Annotated in this window: 16 protein-coding genes and 3 pseudogenes; 3 read left to right on the top strand and 16 right to left on the bottom strand. The window is 71.2% G+C overall.

Features of this window, described 5'->3' with window-relative positions:
- Positions 1-119: 119 nt before the first annotated feature.
- The 4 genes from opgC to JN350_RS06735 all read right to left on the bottom strand — a co-directional run bounded on the left by opgC (position 120) and on the right by JN350_RS06735 (position 6,046).
- Positions 120-2,624 (bottom strand): OpgC domain-containing protein, encoded by a 2,505-nt coding sequence (gene opgC / locus JN350_RS06750; protein WP_205464015.1) that lies wholly within the window; start codon positions 2,622-2,624, stop codon positions 120-122.
- On the bottom strand, positions 2,621-3,031 hold the full coding sequence (locus JN350_RS06745; RefSeq protein ID WP_205464014.1) for an ATP-binding protein: 411 nt from the start codon (positions 3,029-3,031) through the stop codon (positions 2,621-2,623). Before JN350_RS06745 ends, opgC begins: the two co-directional genes overlap by 4 nt.
- Positions 3,028-5,052, bottom strand: coding sequence for a glycosyltransferase (locus JN350_RS06740; RefSeq protein WP_461964080.1), 2,025 nt, complete (start codon positions 5,050-5,052; stop codon positions 3,028-3,030). Before JN350_RS06740 ends, JN350_RS06745 begins: the two co-directional genes overlap by 4 nt.
- Before the next feature lie 253 nt (positions 5,053-5,305).
- Positions 5,306-6,046 (bottom strand): TetR/AcrR family transcriptional regulator, encoded by a 741-nt coding sequence (locus tag JN350_RS06735; RefSeq protein WP_205464013.1) that lies wholly within the window; start codon positions 6,044-6,046, stop codon positions 5,306-5,308.
- A gap of 123 nt (positions 6,047-6,169) precedes the next feature.
- Here JN350_RS06735 and JN350_RS06730 point away from each other — a divergent pair, with 123 nt between their 5' ends.
- On the top strand, positions 6,170-7,096 hold the full coding sequence (locus tag JN350_RS06730; protein ID WP_205464012.1) for an NAD-dependent epimerase/dehydratase family protein: 927 nt from the start codon (positions 6,170-6,172) through the stop codon (positions 7,094-7,096).
- A 253-nt stretch (positions 7,097-7,349) separates the two neighbouring features.
- On the opposite strand, the gene JN350_RS06725 is transcribed toward JN350_RS06730, so the two are convergent.
- From JN350_RS06725 to JN350_RS06710, 4 genes and pseudogenes are all read right to left on the bottom strand, one after another.
- On the bottom strand, positions 7,350-7,628 hold the full coding sequence (locus JN350_RS06725; protein ID WP_205464011.1) for a hypothetical protein: 279 nt from the start codon (positions 7,626-7,628) through the stop codon (positions 7,350-7,352).
- Positions 7,574-8,644, bottom strand: coding sequence for a fibronectin type III domain-containing protein (locus JN350_RS06720; RefSeq protein ID WP_205464010.1), 1,071 nt, complete (start codon positions 8,642-8,644; stop codon positions 7,574-7,576). Before JN350_RS06720 ends, JN350_RS06725 begins: the two co-directional genes overlap by 55 nt.
- A 361-nt stretch (positions 8,645-9,005) precedes the next feature.
- Positions 9,006-10,783: pseudogene (locus JN350_RS06715) on the bottom strand (DEAD/DEAH box helicase).
- 105 nt (positions 10,784-10,888) lie between these two features.
- The gene (locus JN350_RS06710; RefSeq protein WP_205464009.1) at positions 10,889-11,353 is read right to left on the bottom strand and encodes a MarR family winged helix-turn-helix transcriptional regulator; all 465 of its coding nucleotides are present in this window, start codon (positions 11,351-11,353) and stop codon (positions 10,889-10,891) included.
- A 95-nt stretch (positions 11,354-11,448) separates the two neighbouring features.
- Between JN350_RS06710 and JN350_RS06705 the strand changes: the two are divergent.
- Positions 11,449-13,712, top strand: a pseudogene (locus tag JN350_RS06705) (MDR family MFS transporter).
- A gap of 75 nt (positions 13,713-13,787) precedes the next feature.
- Positions 13,788-14,375, top strand: a complete 588-nt coding sequence (locus JN350_RS06700; protein ID WP_205464008.1) for a TetR/AcrR family transcriptional regulator — start codon at positions 13,788-13,790, stop codon at positions 14,373-14,375.
- A 115-nt stretch (positions 14,376-14,490) separates the two neighbouring features.
- Here the strand turns inward: JN350_RS06700 and JN350_RS06695 are convergent, their stop codons facing one another.
- The 8 genes and pseudogenes from JN350_RS06695 to JN350_RS06670 form a co-directional block, all read right to left on the bottom strand.
- On the bottom strand, positions 14,491-14,991 hold the full coding sequence (locus JN350_RS06695; protein WP_205464007.1) for a flavin reductase family protein: 501 nt from the start codon (positions 14,989-14,991) through the stop codon (positions 14,491-14,493).
- Positions 14,992-15,005: 14 nt separating this feature from the next.
- Positions 15,006-15,434 (bottom strand): riboflavin kinase, encoded by a 429-nt coding sequence (locus JN350_RS19100; RefSeq protein ID WP_240347696.1) that lies wholly within the window; start codon positions 15,432-15,434, stop codon positions 15,006-15,008.
- 123 nt (positions 15,435-15,557) lie between these two features.
- Positions 15,558-15,956 (bottom strand): annotated as a pseudogene (locus tag JN350_RS20090) (MFS transporter); the annotation flags it as partial.
- Positions 15,923-16,660, bottom strand: a complete 738-nt coding sequence (locus tag JN350_RS06690; RefSeq protein ID WP_275898030.1) for an MFS transporter — start codon at positions 16,658-16,660, stop codon at positions 15,923-15,925. The gene JN350_RS06690 and the pseudogene JN350_RS20090, both read right to left, overlap by 34 nt.
- 55 nt (positions 16,661-16,715) lie before the next feature.
- Positions 16,716-18,050, bottom strand: coding sequence for an NtaA/DmoA family FMN-dependent monooxygenase (locus tag JN350_RS06685; RefSeq protein ID WP_205464006.1), 1,335 nt, complete (start codon positions 18,048-18,050; stop codon positions 16,716-16,718).
- Complete coding sequence (locus tag JN350_RS06680) at positions 18,047-18,745, bottom strand: cysteine hydrolase family protein (protein WP_205464005.1); 699 nt, start codon at positions 18,743-18,745, stop codon at positions 18,047-18,049. Before JN350_RS06680 ends, JN350_RS06685 begins: the two co-directional genes overlap by 4 nt.
- Before the next feature lie 76 nt (positions 18,746-18,821).
- Positions 18,822-19,886, bottom strand: coding sequence for an LLM class flavin-dependent oxidoreductase (locus JN350_RS06675; protein ID WP_205464004.1), 1,065 nt, complete (start codon positions 19,884-19,886; stop codon positions 18,822-18,824).
- A 48-nt stretch (positions 19,887-19,934) separates the two neighbouring features.
- Entirely contained in the window at positions 19,935-21,071 is a 1,137-nt protein-coding gene (locus JN350_RS06670) for an ABC transporter substrate-binding protein (RefSeq protein WP_240347594.1), read from the bottom strand.
- Positions 21,072-21,161: the final 90 nt, after the last annotated feature.

Below are 21,161 nucleotides of genomic sequence, written 5' to 3'. Positions count from 1 at the left end.
GCGGGTCGCGGGACCGCGACCACTCATGTCGGGCGCGGCGCGTGCGGTGGACGTGGCCGAGGACGGACAGGAGGCCCGTGGCGACACCGCCACGGGCCTCCTGTCCGTCGGTGCACGCGTCAGCGCGGGATGACCGAGAACAGGAACTTCTTCCGCACCATGTACCAGGCCAGCAGGATCAACGCCGAGTGCACCACGAAGCCGATCCAGAAGTCGCCCCACGGCACGCCGGGGATCGACGCGATCGCCAGCGCGAAGAACACCTGCCAGACGAAGACGTAGAGGCTCGCCTGCCCGATCGGGATCCAGAGCCACCCGATCGCCGTCGAGATCGGCTTCCAGAACACCGTCAGGATCGCGTACGACACGATCGCGAAGAACGCGATGTCGACCAGTCGGCCCCACTGCAGGTCCACCCGCTGGTACGCCGTGTTGTACAGGTCCTCGTACATCGACGCCGGGAACGGGACCGGCGTGAACCCGGCGTGGTTCGCCGCCCAGACGTACACCAGGAACGCCGCGTAGCCGCCGACGCCGATGCCGACCAGGACCTTGCCGAGCCGCCCGGTGAGCGCGCCGATGATCTGCCGTCGGTAGTACCCGAGCACGAGTCCGTGGGTGAACACGACCTGCCAGGTGAGCAGCGGGAACACCGCCTCGAACTGCGAGTTCAGCGGGCGGAACTCCGGGTTGAGGGCCTGGAACACGTACAGCGCCCAGCTCACGACGAGCACCACCCACCAGAAGCCGCGGCGGATCAGCCAGAGCAGGGGCGGGATGAACAGGCTCAGCACCACGAACAGGCCCATGATGTTGAACGGCCACGGGCCCATCTCGAGCAACAGGAACTGTCGGATGGCGTACCACGGCGGCGGGTAGCCGAGCAGCTGCATCGCGTTCGGGTACAGGTCGTACACCCGGCCCTCGGCACCGACGCCGCCGGTGCCGGTCCCCCGGTCGGTGAACGTCGTGATCGCGTCGGTGTTCAGGAACGGGACGAAGCTCAGCGCGAAGACGACCGCGATCACCACGAGCGTGACGAGGTACTGCTTGCGGGCACGCTTCCACGCCCCGATCGCTGCGGCCCACTCGCCGAACTTCTTGATGGCGAACGGGTAGGTCATGCCGAGGACCATGCCGGACAGGAACACGAACATCTCGGCGCCGGTGATCGCACCGACCGCGTGCAGCGTGAGGTACGAGTACGGCCCGCCGATCTCGATGTGGGTGATCACCACCGCCAGGATGATGAACCCACGGAACAGGTCGAGCCGCAGGTCGCGCCCGGGTTTCCCGTCGTCGGGGTAGCGCCAGCTCGGCAGCAACCGCCCGAACAGCCCGCTCAGCAGGAACACCACCGCCAGGCCCACGGCGACCCAGACGATCCACGCCATCTGGTCGCCGCCGGTGTCGTACTGCTGGTCGGTCGCGGCGTTGCCCTGCTGCGTGGTGATGCGGTCGGTGACGGGCCCGAAGGCGAAGTGGTCGCCGCGCTCGAGGTCGGTGCGGAACGAACCGGCGATCCCCGGCACCGCGGTGTCGCGCCAGTCGGCGACACGGTTGCCGGCCTCGGGCTCGCGGCGGTTCGTCTCGAGGAAGGTCACGCCCCGGATCAACGGGCGGTCCTGGACCGAGGCGATCGCCTGCCGCCACCAGCCCTGCTTGACCGGCAGTTCTGCGTCGCCCCGGCGGGTGTGGTCGTACAACGCACCGGTGTCGAGCAGCATCGGCCGGTCGCCGTCGACGGCGAACCGGTCGTAGAAGCTGTCCGCCTGCTGCTGCTCGTAGCCCCACGTCTCGTCGAACCGGGACTCGACCTCGCCGCGCTCCGGCACGTCGTTGCGGGTGAGGGGGACGTCACGACCGGCGGCTTCGGTCGACTTGCCCTTGCCGAAGTAGTACATCGACAACCCGACCCAGTCCACCGCGGCGTCGCCCGGCCAGTACGGCTCGTAGGGGTCGTCGGCCGCGGTCAGCTCGCCGTCGCCGTTGGTGTCGAGCCTCGCGACGTCGGTCGCGGAGAGGTCCGCCAGGCGCCCGGCGGACTCGCCGAACGGGTAGCCCGCACCGTACGACGGCGACCACACCATGCGCGCCTCGGAGTCGCCGCCGTGCACCGCGGTCGCGAGCGTCCGGAACGCCTGCACGAACTGCGTCGGCTGCTGCCCCCAGCGAACCCACGTGCCGTTCATCTGCGGCGCGAACCGCACGAGCACCTGGGTGTCGTACTGGTCGTGGATCTCCTGGAACACGGTGTTCACGGCGCGGGCGTCGGCGGCGTCGAGTGACCGGAGCGACTGCCCGGGCTCGAGGCTCACGACGAGGACCGCGCCCTGCGTCGCCGCGGCACGCGTCGCGCGGAGGAGCTCCCGCCGGGCCGAGCGGTCGAGCGGGTAGTCGATCTCCACCCCGTACATCGACGGCGTCGCGCCGAGCCGTCCCTCGTACCCCGCCGGGGAGTCGTCGCCCCAGTCGAGGTCCGGACCGAACCAGGTCGTGCCGCTCGCGGGCTCCGTCGCCGCGGCCGCGTGCACCGTCATCGCGGACGCGGGCAGCGCTCCGCCGAGCAGGAGTGTCGCGATCGTGACGAGGACGGCGACCACGCGGGCCGCCAGCAGCCTCACCGGTCGCACACCAGCGTCCAGACGTTGTGTCCGTGCTCGTGCCGGTGCTCCAGACGGTCGAGGGCAGCGATCGCGAGCGCCAGGCCGCGTCCGCTCTCCTGCTCGACGTCGGCCATCGTGACGGCGCTCAGGTCGATGTCCACCGGCAGACCGTTGTCGGTGAGCTCCGCGGTGAGTGCCCGATCGGTCGCCTCGAGCCGCACGGTGTAGCGCCGACCGGTCTCCTGGTCGGCGCGCGTGGTGTGCTCCACGATGTTCGCGGCGACCTCGGCCAGCGCGGTCTCCAGCGCGAAGCGGAGCCGGGCGTCGTCGATGCCGAGTCCGTCCCACCAGACGCCGAAGCGGTCCTGGACCTCGTCGAGCGACACGGGCGTCGCGGCGACGTCGAAGGTGGTCTCGGCGCTCACAGTGGTCCTCCGGCGGTGCTCGACTCGTGCTCTGACTGGATCCCCGTGCTCGGGCCGCGGTAGCGCACGGCCCGGATCACGATGCTGAAGATGAACAGGTCGAAGACGACCCACGCGGTGTTGACGAGCGGCGCGATACCCGACGCCTGCCCGGTCAGGTAGCGGATGCCGATCACGAGCAGTGCCGCGACCAGCGCCCCCATCGCGATGAGCTGCGGCTTGACGAGGTCCCACCGGGGCTTCTGCTCGGTCTCGTCGCGCACCTTCGGCGTGACCCGGAACCCGAGCGGCTTGCCGCGGAACACGTTCTCGAACGCACTCGTCACCGCCTCGATCCACACCGGGAACAGCGCGAGCGAGTACTGCTGCCCGCGCCACGTCGGTCTGCCGGCGGCCACCACCCAGAACAGCAGCTGGTTGAGCACGAGGAACGGGATCAGCCGGGCGAAGAAGTCGACGCTGTAGGCCTGCACCGGCACGACGCCGAACGACAGGCAGAGCACCGGGGCCGCGATGTAGACGATCGCGGCGAACCCGGACAGGTAGCTCCACATCGTCGAGAAGTACATCAGACGCTGGCCCCAGGACAGGCCCTTCTGCACCAGCGGGTTCTCGCGGAAGAACACCTGCATGGTGCCCTGCGCCCAGCGGAGCCGCTGCACGAGCATGGTCGGCAGGTCCTCCGGCGCCAGGCCCTTCGCCAGGATCTCGTCGTGGTACGCCGACTTCCAGCCGAGCCCGTGCAGCCGCATGGCGGTGGCCATGTCCTCGGTCACCGAGATCGTCGCCAGCGGCATGATCGGCTGCGCCTCGTCGTCGCGGTTGACGTCGAGTGCCCGTGCGAGGACCGCGATCGACTCGATGGCCGCCACCGGCGATGCGTCGCGCCGCCCGAGCACGTCGAGCGCGGCGTCGTCGAGCCCGGCGAAGGTGTTCGCGTCGGTCGACATCGCGGCGAGTTCCTGCAGGTCGTTCCGCACGGACTCGAGGTCGGCGGCGGCGAACCGGAAGGCGATCGTGTCGATCCCCCGCTGGAACGCGTAGGTGACGTCGCCGAGCGGTTCGCCGGCCCGGACCTGGTCGCGGGCGCGGTCGACGACGGCTTCGGCCTCGTCCAGGGCACCGAGCACCCGCGGGTCCGTCTCGGTCTCACGCGCACGGGCCAACAGCTTCCGCGACGTCGTGATCGTGCGTTGCACCGAGGCCTCCACCTCGACCACGTAGCGGGAGATGCCGAGTTGCATCAGGGCCTCGCGCCGCAGGATCGCGTTCGACCCGCAGAAGAAGGCGGCGTTCCAGCCGTCCTTCGACTGCTGGATCGGCCCGTAGAACAGCGGCGCCTGACTGCCGAGCAGGTCCGCTTCGGGAACGTTCTCGAACCACTGCGGCGTCTGCACGAGCGCCATCCGCGGGTCCTTGAAGTAGCCGAGCGTGCGGTCGAGGATGCCGGGCTCGGGCACCTGGTCGGCGTCGAGGATGAGCAGGAACTCGCCCTGGGTCGCGAGCAGGGCGTTGTTGAGGTTGCCGGCCTTGGCGTGCCGGGGACGGTCGATCCAGTCGGCGCCACGGGTGATGACGCCGATGCCGAGCGAGTCGGCGGCCGCACGCATCTCGGGGCGGTTGCCGTCGTCGAGGATCCACGTCGTGTGCGGGTGGGTGATCGCCTGCGCCGCACGGGCCGTGCGCACGACCATCTCGACGGGCTCGTTGTAGGTGGTGATGAAGACGTCGACCGTGACGTCGGAGGACGGCTTCGTCGGGGGCTCACCGCGCTCGCGCAGGCGCCACGCCCCGAACGCGAACAGGAGCGAGTCGATCACGCTGTAGGTCTCGGCCAGGATGAGCGGCACGGCGATCCACCAGGAGTGCCAGTTCACCGATGCGGCCCAGCGCCAGACGACGTAGTTCACACCGGCGATCGACGCCAGGAGCGCAACCGTCCGCACCGTGACGAGCCGACGACGGGCCGTGCCGGTGGTGAGCCGGCGGCGGTCCTGGCGGCTGACCTCGAGCGCGGTCACCCGGTCACTCCGTCTGCGGGGCCGTCGGCCGAGCTGCGTCGCAAGGGTGCCTCCTGATCCGCGCGGACCCCGGCCGCAGCGCGCGCCCGGGTGTGGTGTCGTCCGGCCGCTGCCCAGGGGGCACCGTGCCGTCCGTCCGCTCCGGTCGTCGGGCACGACCTCGGCGTAAGGACCTGTCTACCGCAGCGACCGGCACTCTGTCAGGCCCCGAGTGCGAGTCGTGGACAACGGCCCGGGCCGCCCACACGACCGGTCAGAACGCTGCGGCGAACCCGAGGTCGTCGGCGAGCCGCGCGATCACCTGGTCGAAGTAGGCGGCGCCGTCGGACACCGAGCCGACGAAGTGGCCGAAGAGCTCGAACGAGATCGTCCCGAACACCGTCGACCAGGCCATCAGGGTGCGGACCAGGACCTCGTCGGGCAGTGCGATGCCGAACGACCGCAGGGTGGTCACTGCGTCCGCGACGGCGGGACCGGCCGCCCCGGGAGCCGCCGTGGGCGCGGCGGGTGATCCAGGCCTCCCGTCCACTCCCGATGCCGACGTGACGTCCCCGCCGGGCGCGGCCGCGTCGGCCACCACCCGCACCAGCGCGAGCGTCGTCCGCGCGGCGGGCGCGACCGTCTCGCGCGGTGCGGCGTAGCCCGGCACGGGCGACCCGAACAGCAGCGCGAAGTCGCCCGGGTGCGCGACGGACCACGATCGGATCGCGCGGCACGCGGCGACCCAGCGTGCACCCGGTTCCGGGCCGGCCGCGGCGTCCGCAGCTTCGACCGCTGCGCCGAGTTCGTCGTAGTCGACGATGAGCAGCGCGGTGAGCAGGTCGTCGCGGCTCGGGAAGTAGCGGTACACCGCGGACGACACCATGCCGACGTCGCGGGCGACGGCTCGGAGGCTGAGCGCTGGGGGCCCCTCGTCGGTGAGGCGGGTGCGCGCGGCGGCCAGGATGTCCGTCCGGATCGTCTGCCGGGCGAGCTCGCGTGCTGTCGGGGCCATCCGGCCACCATGCCACACGAGAGCACTGCACACAAATGAGAGCAGTGCTCTTGCTCTTTTGTCGCCGAGCACGCATCCTGGTTGCGAGAGCACCGCTCTCGCGAACCGACGGAAGCAGGGACCATGTCGCACCACCACCTCGTCATCGGCGCCGGCCCGGTGGGCCGCCACGTCGCCGCACTGCTCGCCGAACGCGGCGATCACGTCACCGTCGCCACACGCTCGGGCCGCGACACCGGCCTGTCAGGGGTCGGACACCTCGCGCTCGACGCCTCCGACGCCGAGGCGCTCACCCGGGCAGCCGACGGCGCCGCCGTGCTGTACAACTGCGCGAACCCCGGCGACTACACCCAGTGGGAGCGCACCTGGCCACCGCTCGCGGCGTCGATGCTGACCGCTGCCGAGCGGACCGGAGCCGTCTACGCCATCACCGGGAACCTGTACCCGTACGGCCCGGTCGACGGACCGATGCGCCCGGACACCCCGGACGCGGCGACCGACCACAAGGGGATCCTCCGCGCGCGGATGTGGGCGGACGCGCTGGCGGCGCACCGGGCCGGACGGGTCCGCGCGGTCGAGGTCCGGGCCTCGGACTACGTCGGGCCGGGCATCGGGGCGAACGGGCACGTCACGCGGGTGCTGCCGGCCGCGCTGCAGGGGAAGGCCGTGACGATGATCGGCAGGACCGACCTGCCGCACACCTTCACCGACGTGCTCGACGTCGCCAGGACCCTGATGGCGGCGGCCTCGGACGAGCGGACACACGGCCGCACGTGGATGGTGCCGAGCAACGCTCCTCGTACCCAGCGGCAGGCACTGACCGAGGTGCTGGCCTCGGCCGGCAAGGCACCCGTGCCCGTCCGCCGGATGCCCGCGGTGGCGATCCGTGCGCTCGGGCTCGTGTCGCCGATGATGCGGGAGCTCGCCGAGATGAGCTACCAGTGGACCGCACCGTACGTGGTCGACGATGCCGAGAGCCGCACGGTGTTCGGCATCGAGCCGACCCCGTGGGACGAGGTGTGCCGCCGGACCGTCGCGGGGGTGGGGTGAGGCGGGCGGGGTGCCGGGCGGCGTGCCGGGTGCCGGGCGGGGTGCCGGGCGGGGCGTGGTGGCGCCGAGGTTCCACACCACGCCGCAGGTGCGCCGCCGAGGTTCCACGGATCAGCGCAGGGAGCGTCGAGGATCCAATACTTTGGAACCTGGGGCCCGCACGTCCCGCACGCCGCGCGCCGCCAGCGCCCGCGACACAGGACGGGGTGGGACGCGCCGTTGCGTCCCACCCCGTCCTGCCTCGGTCTGCCGGTCAGATCACCAGCAGCCGCGAGTACTGCGCCGACGACAGCTGCTGCGCAGCCCCGCCGGAGGCCGGCACGCGCCAGAGCCCCGGCGTCGCGCCGCCGTCGATCGCGACGAAGACGTCGCCCTGGGCATCCGTCGCCCCGACGTACGGTGCACGACCGTTCGCGGTGATCCCGCTCGTCGTGCGCTCGGTGGTCGCGCCGGAGGCGTTGCGGACGAACTGGTGCGTCAGGGTCCGGTCGACGTGGCAGCCGCCGGGGCTCCCTCGCTGATCGCGGCGCACCACTGCGCGGACTGCAGGATCGTGAGGTCGGTCGAGTTGACCGCCGCGTACTCGAACGCGATCCGCGGCTCGATCACGGTGAACGCCGTGGCGCGGGCGGGCAGGGCGTACCAGCCGAAGTACCCCGAACCGCCCGGCGACTGGAAGGACACGTAGAGGGTTCCGGACCCGTCTGCGAGCAGCCCGGACAGGTACCCGTACGTCTGGCCGGCGGGGAACGCCACCGTCCGCTTCGTCACGGTGCCCGTCGGGCTGGCGGTGTTGACCAGGCCCCCGGTGGCCGTGCTCGTGTAGGCGGAGACGGTGCCGTCACGGCCGACGGCCCACTGGGAGCGGGACGCCGAGTTCTGCGCGGCCGGGAACGTGACGGCCGTGGCCGCGGTGGAGCTGCCGACGGGGAGCTTCTGCACCGCACCCGTCACCGAGTCGATCCAGTACAGGTTGCCGGCGACGTCGGAACGCAGGTCGGGCGTCAGGTGCAGGCCGGTCGCCAGGGTCCGCGTCGCGCTGCCGTCGGCGGGGTGGAAGAGGATCGCGGTGTGGTCGGCCGACGGGGTGAACACGTCACCGACATCGTCCGCGGTGAAGCCGGTCCCGCTCGCTGCGACGACCTTCCCGGTGCCGGAACCGTCCTCGGCGAACCGCACGACGTTGCCGGACGCGTCGAGGGCGAAGAGCGACTGCGTCGTCTCCACGACGGCCGGTGCCGTGTAGCGGACGGCCACCGCGCGCCCGGCCTTCTTGCCGCTGACCGCCCGCACCGAGAACGTGTAGGTCGTCTTCGGGGTGAGGTCACCGAACCGGTCGGACCGTGCCTTCGCCGGCAGTCGGTCGACGCCGTCGTCGGGCTGCTGCTGCACGGGGGCGATCGCCACGGTCCACCCGGTGACCTTCGCGCCGGACTTCGGGGCACCCCAGGTGACGGTGGCGCTGTCGGCAGCGCCCGAGACCCGGACGGAGGTCGGCGCACCCGGCGCCGAGGACGGAGACGAGGGGGCAGCCGTCGCCGGCGCCACTCCCCGATGACGAGCGCCGCCGCTGCTGCAACGGTGATGAGTGCTCGGTACACGTGCGTTCCCCTCTTCCCCGCGGCTCCCTGCGTCACGGCTTCCGGTATCACAGCACCGCTCGGGAGCCAGGGGAACGGGTCCGGGCGTGATGTGCGGTTCCCCGCACCGCAAGGCTGCGCAGCGGAACGTCCCATCGCACTCGCGATCGGAGGACGAATCGCGCGTGGGCGGTCGGGACTTCCTGCATCCAAGGCGCGGAACGCCACCCCATGCGCGGAACGTCACCTCACAGACGGACGGGAGGCGCGGTGCCAGCTGGCACCGCGCCTCCCGTCAGCCGGTGGTCGCGTCGAGGACGCGGCTCGCGTCAGTAGCGCGGCTTGCGCTCCGGACGCTCGTCGCGGCGGCCGCCACCACGGCGGTCGGGCTTGATCTCGATGAGCTTGCCGCTGATCCGGGTGTCGGTCAGGCGGTCGAGCACGCCACCGTCCATGTCGGCGGGCAGCTCGACGATGGAGAAGTCCGGCTGGATGCGGATCGCGCCGAAGTCGTCGCGGCGCAGGCCGCCCTCGTTCGCGAGGGCACCGACGATCTGGCGGGGCTCGACGCGGTGACGACGGCCGACCTCGATGCGGTAGGCGGTCATCGGCTGCGAACGGCGGGGCGCACGGTCGCGGTCGCGGTCGCCACCTCGGTCGCTGCGCGGGCCACGGTCGTCGCGTGCACCGCGGTCGTCGCGCTCGCCACGGCGGGCGTCGCGCTCCATCTGCGTGCGGAGGGCGTCGTCGGCTGCGGTGAGGAGCAGCGGCGAGTCGCCCTGCGCCACCACGGCCAGGGCAGCGGCGACGTCGTCCGAGGGGACGTCGTGGTGATCGACGTAGTGCGCGATGACGTCGCGGAAGGCGGCGATGCGGCCCTGGTCCTCGAGCGCCGCGGTGATCGCGTCGTCGAAGCGGGTCAGGCGCGTCTCGTTGACGTCGTCGATCGTCGGCAGCTGCATCTGGGTGAGCGGCTGCTTCGTGTGGCGCTCGATCGCGGAGAGCAGGCGACGCTCGCGGGGGTGACGAAGCTGATCGAGTCACCCGAGCGGCCGGCACGACCAGTGCGGCCGATGCGGTGCACGTAGGACTCGATGTCGACTGGGATGTCGTAGTTCACGACGTGGGTGATGCGGTCGACGTCGAGGCCACGGGCGGCGACGTCGGTGGCGACGAGGATGTCGAGCTTGCCGGACTTCAGCTGGTTGACGGTCCGCTCGCGCTGGGCCTGGGCGACGTCACCGCTGATGGCGGCTGCGGCGTAGCCACGGGCCCGGAGCTTCTCGGCCAGGGTCTCGGTCTCGCTCTTGGTGCGGACGAAGATGATCATGCCCTCGAAGTCCTCGACCTCGAGGATGCGGGTCAGGGCGTCGACCTTCTGCGGGTACGAGACCATCAGGTAGCGCTGCGTGATGTTCGCGGCGGTCTTCGTCTTGGTCTTGACGGTGATCTCGGCCGGGTCCGTCAGGTACTGCTGCGAGATGCGGCGGATCTGAGCGGGCATGGTCGCGGAGAACAGGGCGACCTGCTTGTCGTCGGGGGTGTCCGCCAGGATCGTCTCGACATCCTCGGCGAAGCCCATCTTGAGCATCTCGTCGGCCTCGTCGAGCACGAGGTACTTCAGCTCGGACAGGTCGAGCGTGCCCTTCGCCAGGTGGTCCATGATGCGACCGGGAGTGCCGACGATGACGTCGACGCCGCGGCGCAGGGCGGACAGCTGCACGCCGTACGCCTGACCGCCGTAGACCGGCAGGACGTGGACGTGCTTCATGTGCGACGCGAACTGCTCGAACGCCTCGCACACCTGCAGGGCGAGCTCGCGCGTCGGGGACAGCACGAGCGCCTGCGGCTTCTTGCTGCCGGGCTCCATGCGGGACAGGATCGGCAGCGCGAAGGCGGCGGTCTTGCCGGTTCCGGTCTGCGCGAGGCCGACGACGTCGCGGCCGTCGAGCAGTGTGGGGATGGTGGCTTCCTGGATGGCGGAAGGGGTCTCGTAGCCGATGTCCTTGACGGCCTTGAGCACAGCATCGCTCAGGCCGAGATCGGCGAAGGTCACCACGGGCCCCTCGTCGGTGGTCTCGGTGGTGGTGGCGGTGTCCGTGCTCATACACCAACGGTATCTCGAATGCACGCCCCGCAGTGACCGGAGGGCGTCCGGACGGGAGGAACGGGGCGGGCCCGCCCCGCGCCTCCCGGTCATGTCGTGGTCACGTCACGGGCGTGAGGTGCCGATCCCGAGGACCGCGTCGGCCCGGTCGTTCAGCCGCGTGAGCATCTCGGCGAGCGAGCGCAGCTCGTCCGAGGCGAACTCCTCGGTCAGGTCGTCGAAGACCTCGGCACCGGCGGCGTCGAGCTGGTCGAGCAGCTGCTTGCCCGCGGGTGCGAGCGAGACCAGGGTCGCTCGGCCGTCGGCGGGGTCCGGCGAGCCGACCAGGTGCTCGGCCTCGACCAGGGACGCCACCCGGCGGCTGATCACCGGGCGCGACAGGCCCGTCGCGTCGGCGATCGCGGTTGCCCGGACCGGTCCGTGACCGGCGACGGCTCGCAGGATCACCCGCGCGGTCGGGTCGAGGCCGCCGCGGGACTCGATGAGCGAGGAACGCAGGGTCTGCCGGACCCACAGCCGGTCGAGCTGGGATCGCAGGAGTCGCTCGGCGGCGCGCCGGTCGTCGGACATGGGGCAAGCGTAGTGGGACATTTAGTTGCTTGCTGGAAGCAACAGATGTATCGTTGCGCGGTCTGCAAAGTTACACAGCACGAAAAAGGAGTTCGATGACCGCCACCGCACCCGTCCAGGTGCAGCACGGTCGGCACACCGCCGAGGCCCCAGCAGCCTCCGGCGGGACCGGCCCGCAGCCCCTGATGACCCACCGCCAGATCCTCCTGGTGATCTACGGCCTGATGGCGGGCATGTTCCTGTCGTCCCTCGGCCAGACGGTGTTCGGCACGGCGATCCGCACCATCGGCGACGACCTGCACGGCCTCGACCAGCAGGCTTGGGTGACCACGGCCTACCTCATCACCTCGACGATCGCGACGCCGATCTACGGCAAGCTCTCCGACATCTTCGGCCGCCGCCCGCTCTACATCTTCGGCATCGTCGTGTTCATCCTCGGCGCGGTCCTGTCGTCGATGTCCACCTCGATGCTCATGCTCGCGGCCTTCCGCGCCGTGCAGGGCATCGGTGCCGGTGCCCTCATGTCGCTGCCGCTCGCGATCATGGGCGACATCCTCGCTCCGCGTGAGCGTGCGAAGTACCAGGGCTACTTCCTCGCAGTGTTCGGCATCTCGTCCGTCATCGGGCCGCTCATCGGCGGCCTGCTCGCCGGTTCCTCCGAGATCCTGTGGATCACGGGATGGCGCTGGGTCCTGCTGATCAACGTGCCGATCGGTGTCGCCGCGCTCCTCATGGTCATCGTGTTCCTGCACCTGCCGAAGGTGCACAGTGCCGACGACGCGAAGCCCAAGGTCGACTGGTGGGGCGCAACCGCCGTCATCGTCACCCTCGTGCCGCTGCTGCTCGTCGCCGAACAGGGCCGCATCTGGGGCTGGGGCTCCCCGCCGCCATCGCCTGCTACGTCGTCGGGGTCGTCGGCCTGATCGGGCTGCTGCTCATCGAGTCGAAGATGGGCGACGCGGCGATCATCCCGCTCAAGCTCTTCCGCTCGGGCACGTTCTCGATGGCGACCGTCATCGGGTTCCTGGTCGGCTTCGCGATGTTCGGTGCGATGCTCACCATCCCGCTGTACCTGCAGATCGTCGTGGGGCTCACCCCGACCGAGTCCGGCTTCGCCACGCTCCCACTGGTCGGCGGTCTCATGATCGCCTCGATCACGAGCGGTCAGATCGTCGCCCGCGTCGGCCGCTACCGGATCTTCCCGGTCATCGGCACCGCGCTCGTGTCCGCCGGCTACGTCGTCCTGACCTTCATGTCGATCGACAAGCCGCTCTGGTTCCTGATGATCGGCATGTTCCTGATCGGCCTGGGCCTCGGCTCGGTCATGCAGTCGCTGACCCTGGCCTCGCAGGGCTCCGTCGAGGCCCGTGACATGGGCGTCGCCACGTCGTCCGCCACGTTCTTCCGGCAGATCGGTGGAACGCTCGGCACCGCGGTCCTGCTGTCCATCCTGTTCTCGGTGATGCCGGCGAACATCCTGCACGCGACCGCGAACGAGAAGGACCTCGGCCCGGCGCTCGACGCCGCGCTCAACCCCACCGTCGCCAGTGCGAAGGCGAACCAGGGCGCGATGGACAAGATCTGGACGCCCGTCGTCACCCCGCTGACGAAGACCGTGCAGTCGCAGCTCGACGCTGCCTCCGCGAAGGCGACGCAGGCCGCCGACGCCGCGGTCACCGAGCAGGTCACGGCAGCCGTGCAGCAGCAGGTCGCCGCCGGTGCGGTCCCCGCCGCCTCGGCACAGACCGTCATCGACCAGCAGGTCGCAGCGGCGACACCGGCGGCCGAGCAGTCCGCCCTCGAGCAGGTCGCCGACCAGGCACACGCCAGCGTGCAAGACGGCACCGTGTCCGTCGACTGGTCGAACGCCTCGCAGCGCTCCTACTGGGTCGACGAGCTCACCCCGGAGCTCGCGAAGAAGATCGACGACGGCAACACCACGAGCGACAGCGCCACCAGCACGAACGACACGTCGTTCCTGACCGGTGCCGACAGCCGCCTGACCCGGCCGTTCATGGCGGGCTTCAACGCCTCGTCCGTGACGATCTACTGGGTCGGCCTCGGCGTGATCCTGCTCGCGTTCGTGCTCACCTGGTTCTTCCGGGTGCCGCCGCTGCGCCAGCGTTCCGCACTGCAGGAGCGTGCCGACCTGTCCGCCGAGGCCCAGCTCGAGGCCGAAGCCGGCGCCGCCGCTGCCGACGCCGGCTCGTTCACCGGTCCGATGACCGGGTCCGTGCCGACCGGCTCGGGTTCGACCGGCTCGGGTCCGGCCGGATCGGGTCCGACCGGATCGGGTTCGACCGGATCGGGTTCGACCGGATCGGGTTCGACCGGATCCACACCGACGCACCGTCGGTGACCGACCAGGCCGTCCGTGCCGTGCCCCCTTTCCGGCACGGACGGCCCACCACCACCCCCACCACCAGGAGTCCACGTGATCACCACCCCGGCAGCTGCAGCGGCGACGGAGCCGTGCACCCTGCGGGAACGCAAGAAGCAGCAGACCCGGCAGGCGCTGCACGACGCGGCCCTGACACTGGTGTCCGCGCACGGGCTGGACGGCGTCACCATCGAGCAGATCTGCGCCGATGCCGACGTCTCGCCCCGCACCTTCTTCAACTACTTCTCGTCCAAGGCGCACGCCGCCCTCGGACTCGACTCGGTCGAGGTCCCGGAGCCCTCCGCAGCATGGTTCACCGAGGCTCGTGGCGGCCTGGTCGACGACCTCTGCACCCTCGTCGCGGCGACCGTACCGCTGTCCCAGGACCGCCGACGGATGAAGGAGCTGCTGGTGCTCCGGCCCGAGATGTCCTCGATGGTCATGCAGTGGATGGCCGAGTCGCGGCAGTCCCTGCTCAGCGTCGTGGGCACCAGGACCGACGACCAGACCGCACGTACGGCGGTGACGCTCGTGATGTCGGCGCTCAGCGAGGCCGCCCACCGCGACTCCGTGCGCAACAACGACGAGCTCGCGGTGCGGCTCCGGGCCGTGGTGCGCGAGATGGCGGCGCTGGCGTCCTGAGGGGCGTCGCGCGGGGTCGTGCCGCGTACCGGGTCGTTTCGGGCGTACCGGGCCAGAACTTCTGACCAGGTACGCCCGATTCCGCTTCCCATCGCCCGCGTTCTGGGAAAGAACGTCAGGCGGTGGCGCTTGCTGGCCGCCGAGCGGGCCGGTGCCACACGAGCGCCGCGTTCGCGGAGTCGCGGGCGAACCGGAGCACCCGCAGCACCACGATGTCGTGGTCGCCCGCGCGGTGGACGGCCTCGACCGAGCACTCCAGCCACGAGTGCGCGCCGTCGAGCAGGATCGCTCCCGCCCCGGTGTCCGTGGACGGCACGCCGACCAGTCGCTGCGACCGATCGCGGGAGGCCAGCTGCCGGGTCTGGGCCGCGTGCCCCTCGGCGAGCACGGAGATGCCGAGCACCGGCGCCCCGGCCAGGTCCGGCCAGGTCGTCGACGAGTGCTGCACGGCGATGGTCGCGAGGGGCGGGTCGTACGAGACCCCGACGGTGAACGACGTCGCCACCATGACGACCGGCACGCCCTCGACCCGTGCGGCGATGGCGGCCACGACGGAGGGGACCTCGGCGATCGCCTCCCGGATGTCGAGCGGGTCGTCGATGAAGTCGTGCTGCATGGTGGTTCCTTCGTTCAGGAGCGGGCGAGCAGGGTGCGGGCACGGCGCTCGTCGGCACGCATCGCGGCGACGAGGGCGTCCGGCCCGGGGAACGTGCGCTGCCGCCGGAGCCGACGACCGACGGTGAGCTCGATGGGGGTGCCGTACAGGTCGCCGTCGAAGTCGAGCACGTGGATCTCGACGGTGCGCGGCCGGTCGGCGAAGGTGCTGTTGCTGCCGATCGACACGAGGGCCTCACGGGCACCGGACCACGTCGGCGCGGTGAGCCAGCCGACGTAGACCCCGTCCGACGGCACCGCGCCGTCGTCGTCGGGCAGCAGGTTGGCGGTCGGGAACCCGAGCCCGTGCCCGACCCCGGCGCCGTGCACGACCGCGCCGGTCAGGACCGCCGGCGCTCGCCCTGGCAGGGACGCCGCCGCCACGAGTGCCCCGAGGGCCGCCATCGCCAGGGCGCCGAGGGCAATCGCGTCGGTCGACACCGCGAGGAGCACGGCGGTGACCGTGCTGCCCAGGACGGCGCCGAGCTGCTTCACGGTGTTGAACGTGCTCGACGCCGCACCGATGGTCGCCGGTCCGGCCCCGAGCACCGCCGCGAGCGAGAACGGTGACCAGACGAACGCGTTCGCGACCCCGAAGCCGGTGAACGCCGTCGCCACCGCCCAGAGGGGCGCCCCGGTCCCGATGAGCACGGCGGTGAGCGCCACCGAGACGACGAGCAGGACGGCGCCGATGGTCGCCGTCGCACGGGGGCCCGCGGTGTTCGTCGTGCGGCCGACGAACGGTGCGGCGGCCAGGCAGGCGACCCCCATCGGCACGAGCACGAGGGCCGCGGCACCCGGTCCGAGACCACGTCCGTCCTGCAGGTCGAGCATGAGCGGGATCGGGGCAGAGCCGACGCAGAACGACGCGGCGGTCGCGCCCCACGAACCGGTCACGAACCCGCGGTCACCGAACAGCCCGAGCGGGACGAGCGCCCGGTCCCCGCGCGGCGCTGCACCGTGAGCACCGCAGCGACGACGAGTGCGCCGAGCACCACCAGACCGACCCGCGGCAGGGGTGCGGCGAGGACGCCGTCGCCCGTGCCCTGGACACCGACGACCACCGCGAACACCCCGGCGGTCACCCCGACGACGGCGAGCACCGGCAAGGGCACCGCGATGCGTCGGGACACCGGCACGAACCGGAGCACGGCGACGGCGGTGACGATGCCGACGGGCACGTTCACCAGGAAGACCGACGGCCACCCCCACGCCTCGACGAGCACGCCGCCGACGATCGGGCCTGCGACGGTCGCCGCACCGCCGCCGGCGCTCCAGACGGCGAGCGCGACGGCGAGCCGGGGTGGTTCGAACAACGAGCGGATGACCGTCAGGCACTGGGGTGTGAGCAGCGCGGCACCGACGCCCTGCACGGCGCGCCAGACGATGAGCGCGCCGATCCCCGGTGCGAACGCGCACCCGACCGACGCGACGGTGAACACCGCCAGCCCGAGCAGGTAGACCCGGCGGTGCCCGAAGCGGTCGCCGAGTCGACCGGCGACGAGGAGCGGTACCGCGAACGCGAACAGGTAGGCGCTGTTCACCCAGACCGACAGCGACGCCTCGGTGCCGAGGTCGCTGCCGATGTCCGGCAGGGCGACGGACACGATCGTGCTGTCCAGCAGCAGCATGAAGAAGCCGAGGCAGAGCCCGCCGAGCGCGAGCCACCGACGGGCCGGGGTCACCTCACACCGCCAGGTTCTCGCGGAGCGTCGACCCCGGGTACCGCGGCGCCAGGGCACCTCGGGCGCGCAGCTCCGGCACGAGCAGCTCGCTCAGGTCGGCGAACCCGGTGGGCATGCCGAGCGGGCTGGACAGCATGTAGCCGCCGCGTCCGCCGGTGGCCGCGAAGTTCTCCTGCAGGGCGTCGGCGACCCCCGCGGCGTCGCCGACCAGCATGTGGTCGAGGCCCGTCGCGGCACGCCAGCCGTGCTCGAAGAAGTCGTCGCGGTCCATGGTGTGGTCCTCGCCGAACTCGGCGACCAGGCTGCCGACCAGGCCGGCCGGGCTCGCCTGCGCGGCGACGATCTCGTCGCGCAGCTCGCCGAGCCGGAACGTCGCCGGCAGCGTGGAGAAGTCGTACCCGGCGTTGTGCGAGATGAAGGTGCCGACGGCCTCGCGGTTCCAGAACGACAGCAGCGAGTCACGACGGGCGGCGGCCTCGGCGTCGGTGGCACCGACGATGACCTGGGTCGCCCAGAGGATCCCGACGCCGGACGGGTCCCGACCGGCGTCGGTGAGCGCTGCGTCGAGGGCGTTCCGGTGCCGGAGCTGTCCGGCGACGCTCGATCCGAACCCGAACACCAGGTCGGCGAACGACGCACTGGCGGCGATGCCGCGCGGCGAGTTGCCGGCCTGCACGACGACGGGGTGCCGCTGCGGACTCGGGACGCTCGCGAGCGGGCCGCGCACCTTGAAGAAGCGGCCGTCGTGGTCGATCGGGTGCACCCCGGCCGGGTCGGCGAACCGCCCCGTCGCGCGGTCGCGGACGATCGCGTCGGGGGCGACGGAGTCCCAGAGCGCACGGCAGACGCCGATGAACTCCTCCATCCGTTCGTACCGCAGGTCGTGGTCGATCAGGTGGTCCGACCCGTAGTTCGCCGCGTCCGCGCCCCGCGACGAGGCGACGACGTTGAACGCCATCCGCCCGCCCGTGACGTGGTCGAGCGAGTTGAGCAGTCGGGCGACGGAGAAGGGGTGGGTGAACGTGGACGAGTAGGTGAGCCCGAACCCGATGTGCTCCGTGACGGTGGACATCGCGGCGATCACGGGCGACATGTCCTGCCGAGGCCACTGGATGCCCCACTCGACGGCCGGGTCGATGCTGCCGCGCCACGTGCTCGGCACACCGGACCCGTCGCCGAAGAACAGCATGTCGACGCCGGCGCGTTCGGCGGTCCGGGCGACCTCCATGTACATGCGGACGTCGGGGAAGTCCTGACCGACCCAGCTGCCGGCCGCTGCCCACCGCCCCTCGGTGTGGGTGAAGGAGAGGTCGTAGGCCAGGTGCATGCCGCTCATCGGGCACCCACCGGCGAAGCCGACACCGACGCAGACGCGGACGCAGACGCAGCAGCCGCGCGCCACAGCGCCACCGTCTCGTCGGCGTCGGTCACGACGCCCACGTTGAGGTCGATCAGCGTCAGTGCGGCGTCGTGCACGTCGGTGTCGTACGCGGCGGTGGCGTCCTGCGGGACCACCACGGGCCAGCCGAGCTGCATCGCGTCCTGTGCGGTCGCGAGGACGCAGCACTCGGTCGTGAGCCCCACGACGGTGACCCAGCCGATCCCTGCGGCGGTGAGCCGGGCCTCCAGGTCGGTGCCCAGGAACCCGCTGTAGCCGCGCTTGACGACGCGTGTCTCTCCGGGCGCGGGCGCCGTGCGGTACCACTCGGCGCCCTCCGTGCCGATCCGGCAGGGTTCGTCGTCCGGCATGGGTCCGGCCGGGTCACCGCCGCGCAGCCACGTGCTGGAGCGCCACGGCCTGGCCGGGTCGCTGCCGAGTTCGACCCAGACGACGGGGACGCCCGCTGCGCGGGCCTCGTCGACGAGCGAACCGATGCGGGTGACGGCGGCGTCGACGGCGACGGACGCGCGGGCGTCGAGTCCGTACGGGGCGATCCGCGCCGGCTCACCGAAGTCACGCTGCACGTCGACGACGACGAGCGCGGGACGCGAACCGCCGACCGGCGAACCGGCAGCCAGCGAACCACCCACCGGCGAACCGGCAGCTGGCGAACCCCGGTCTAGCAGCCGCACGAGCCGCGGGTCGCGACCCGCGTCGAGTCCCCGGTCACCGGACGACCGCCGCGTCGTGCTGGCGGAGCGCCGGCAGGACGGTCTCCCCGAACAGCACCATGTCCTGGTCGTACTCGGGGAAGATCAGCATCAGGCCGTCGAGCTCGCCCCGGTCGACGATGTACTCGATGTGCTCGGTGACGGTCTCGGCGGACCCGGCGACGTACGCGGTCTGGAACGCGTCCTCACCGGCAGCGCCGTCCGCCCAGGCACGTGCCTGCTCGGCGGGGACGCCCCACGACGCCCGCATCGACGCCAGTGCTTCGCGGTCGACGCCGGCACCCCACTCGCGCACCTTGCGCTGGGCTGCGGCGTCGGTCTCGTCCTGCACGACCGTGAGCATCGAGTAGGTGCGGCACTCGCGTCCCTCGGCGGCGGCACGGTCGTGGACGTCGCGGGACAGGTCGCGCATCTCGTCCAGGCTGTCCGCCGCCAGGAAGGCGCCGTCGGCGTGCTTCGCCTGGAACGCCCGGGCCGCCTCGGACTTGCCGGCACTGATGATGGTCGGCCGCGATGCGGGGTGAGGGCGGGACTCGCACGCGTCGAGGTCGAAGTACGGTGTGTGCATCGTCACGCTGTCCTCGGTCCACAGGCGCGTGACCGCCTCGGTCCAGAGCTCCGTCATCCGGTACCGGTCGGCGTGGCTGAGGGCCGCGTCCCAGATCCCGAACTGCTCGAACTCCGCCGCGTAGGCGCCGTTGACGATGTTCATGCCGGCCCGGCCGCCGGAGACGTCCTGCAGCGTCGTGTACATCTTCGCGGCGACCGCCGGGTTGTGGACGTTGGCGTGCATCGTCGCCCAGATCTTGACCCGCTCGGTGGCCTCGGCGATGCCGGCCATCATCGTCATCGACTCCAGGGAGCGGCCCCAGTGGTCGGTGGAGCCGCCGAAGCCGCGCCACTTCGCCATCGACATCACGAAGTCCAGACCGATCGTCTCGGCGTGGAGCGCCGCGCGCTTGTTCCAGGCGTAGGTCGCCTCGGGGTGGGGCGCCGTGGTGGAGAGCATCCACCCGCCGTTGCCGATCGGGAGGAAGATCCCGTACTCCTTCGCGGGCATCTCACGCCGCCTTTCTGGTCGTTGCGGAACACTCGGTGACGATGGGGCTCACGGTGCGGGCCACACGGTCTCGCCGTCCTTCGTGATCGCGTCGATGTACTCGTTCGTGAACCACCCCTTCGCGTCGTCGGCGGTGACCGAGCTCTTGACGATGTCGAACTGGTGCAGCATGTCGACAAGCTTCGTCACGTTCTCCGGGTCGATCCCGCCGAGCGGCTGGTCCGGCGTCGGGTTGTCCGCGATGACCTTCGTCTCGGTGGTCCAGATCTTGGTGTTCTGGGCGGTGTCGTAGGTCGCGCCGGACAGCTTCGCGGCGTACCCGACGCACTGCTTGGTCTTCGCCTCGCTCGCGGAGCAGAAGTCGTAGGCGTGCAGGGCTGCGCGCAGGACGTCCTCGACCGCGGTCGGGTGCGCCTTCGCGAAGGCGGGGTTCACGGCCATCGCACCGATCGACGAGGGGATGTCGTAGTCGACGGGCTGCCAGACGGTGACGTCGTCGCCGGCGGCCTTGAGCAGGTTCGGCTCGTTGGACACGAAGCCCGTCAGCGCCTCGAGGCCGTTCTGCTTGCGGGGCAGGACGGACGGGTCGTAGCCCTCCTTCACGAGCGTGAGGGAGTCCCACTCGACACCGGCCTTCTCCATCATCGCCCGGACCGAAGCGGGGACGTAGCCCTTGTGGCCGACGACCTTGCCGTCGAGTTGCGGCAGCTTCGTGATGTCCTTGTTCGTCATCAGGACGTCGAGGCCGGCGTTCGAGTACGACGAGATCCCGGTGATGTCGATGCCGTTCGCACGGGCCTGGATGAGGTCCTGCTCGGCGACGGCGGACACGGTGGCCTGGCCGCTGGCGAGGAGCTTCGTGTTCTGGGCGGTGTCACCCGAGCCCGGCTTCAGGGTCACGTCGAGGCAGAGGTCCTTGAAGTAGCCGAGCTCGTCCGCCGCGATGTACTCGAGGATCGACGCCGACGACTGGTACTGGTAGCCGGACAGGTAGGTGATCTTGCCGGCGTCCTTGTTCTCCTTGCACCGCTCGGCCGAGATCGCGCTGCCCTCGGACGAGGTGGTGCCGGCGCTCGAGCCGGTGCTGCATCCGGTGAGCGCGAGGGCGACGACGGCGGTGGCGAGGGCCGCGAGTGCGGCCTTGGTGCGGTGGGTGGTGCGGTGCTGCATGGTGCTGTGCTGCATGGTCACTCCTGTGGGAAGGGATGGGTGGTGCAGGGCGGGTGCGGGTGCAGGTGGTGCGGGTGGGTCGGTGGGTCGGTGGGTCGGTGAGTC

The organism is Curtobacterium sp. 24E2, from assembly GCF_016925595.1.
Taxonomy (GTDB): domain Bacteria; phylum Actinomycetota; class Actinomycetes; order Actinomycetales; family Microbacteriaceae; genus Curtobacterium.
The sequence above is the reverse complement of the archived record's forward strand: the minus strand, read 5'-3'. Positions and strand labels throughout refer to the sequence as shown.

What these genes read in the sequence shown, in the direction of transcription:
- JN350_RS06735 (WP_205464013.1), bottom strand. Translation starts at nt 6,046, where the DNA reads ATGGCCCCGACAGCACGCGAGCTCGCCCGGCAGACGATCCGGACGGAC.
- JN350_RS06730 (WP_205464012.1), top strand. Translation starts at nt 6,170, where the DNA reads ATGTCGCACCACCACCTCGTCATCGGCGCCGGCCCGGTGGGCCGCCAC.
- JN350_RS06710 (WP_205464009.1), bottom strand. Translation starts at nt 11,353, where the DNA reads ATGTCCGACGACCGGCGCGCCGCCGAGCGACTCCTGCGATCCCAGCTC.
- JN350_RS06695 (WP_205464007.1), bottom strand. Translation starts at nt 14,991, where the DNA reads ATGCAGCACGACTTCATCGACGACCCGCTCGACATCCGGGAGGCGATC.
- JN350_RS19100 (WP_240347696.1), bottom strand. Translation starts at nt 15,434, where the DNA reads ATGGCGGCCCTCGGGGCACTCGTGGCGGCGGCGTCCCTGCCAGGGCGA.
- JN350_RS06690 (WP_275898030.1), bottom strand. Translation starts at nt 16,660, where the DNA reads ATGCTGCTGCTGGACAGCACGATCGTGTCCGTCGCCCTGCCGGACATC.
- JN350_RS06685 (WP_205464006.1), bottom strand. Translation starts at nt 18,050, where the DNA reads ATGAGCGGCATGCACCTGGCCTACGACCTCTCCTTCACCCACACCGAG.
- JN350_RS06675 (WP_205464004.1), bottom strand. Translation starts at nt 19,886, where the DNA reads ATGCCCGCGAAGGAGTACGGGATCTTCCTCCCGATCGGCAACGGCGGG.
- JN350_RS06670 (WP_240347594.1), bottom strand. Translation starts at nt 21,071, where the DNA reads ATGCAGCACAGCACCATGCAGCACCGCACCACCCACCGCACCAAGGCC.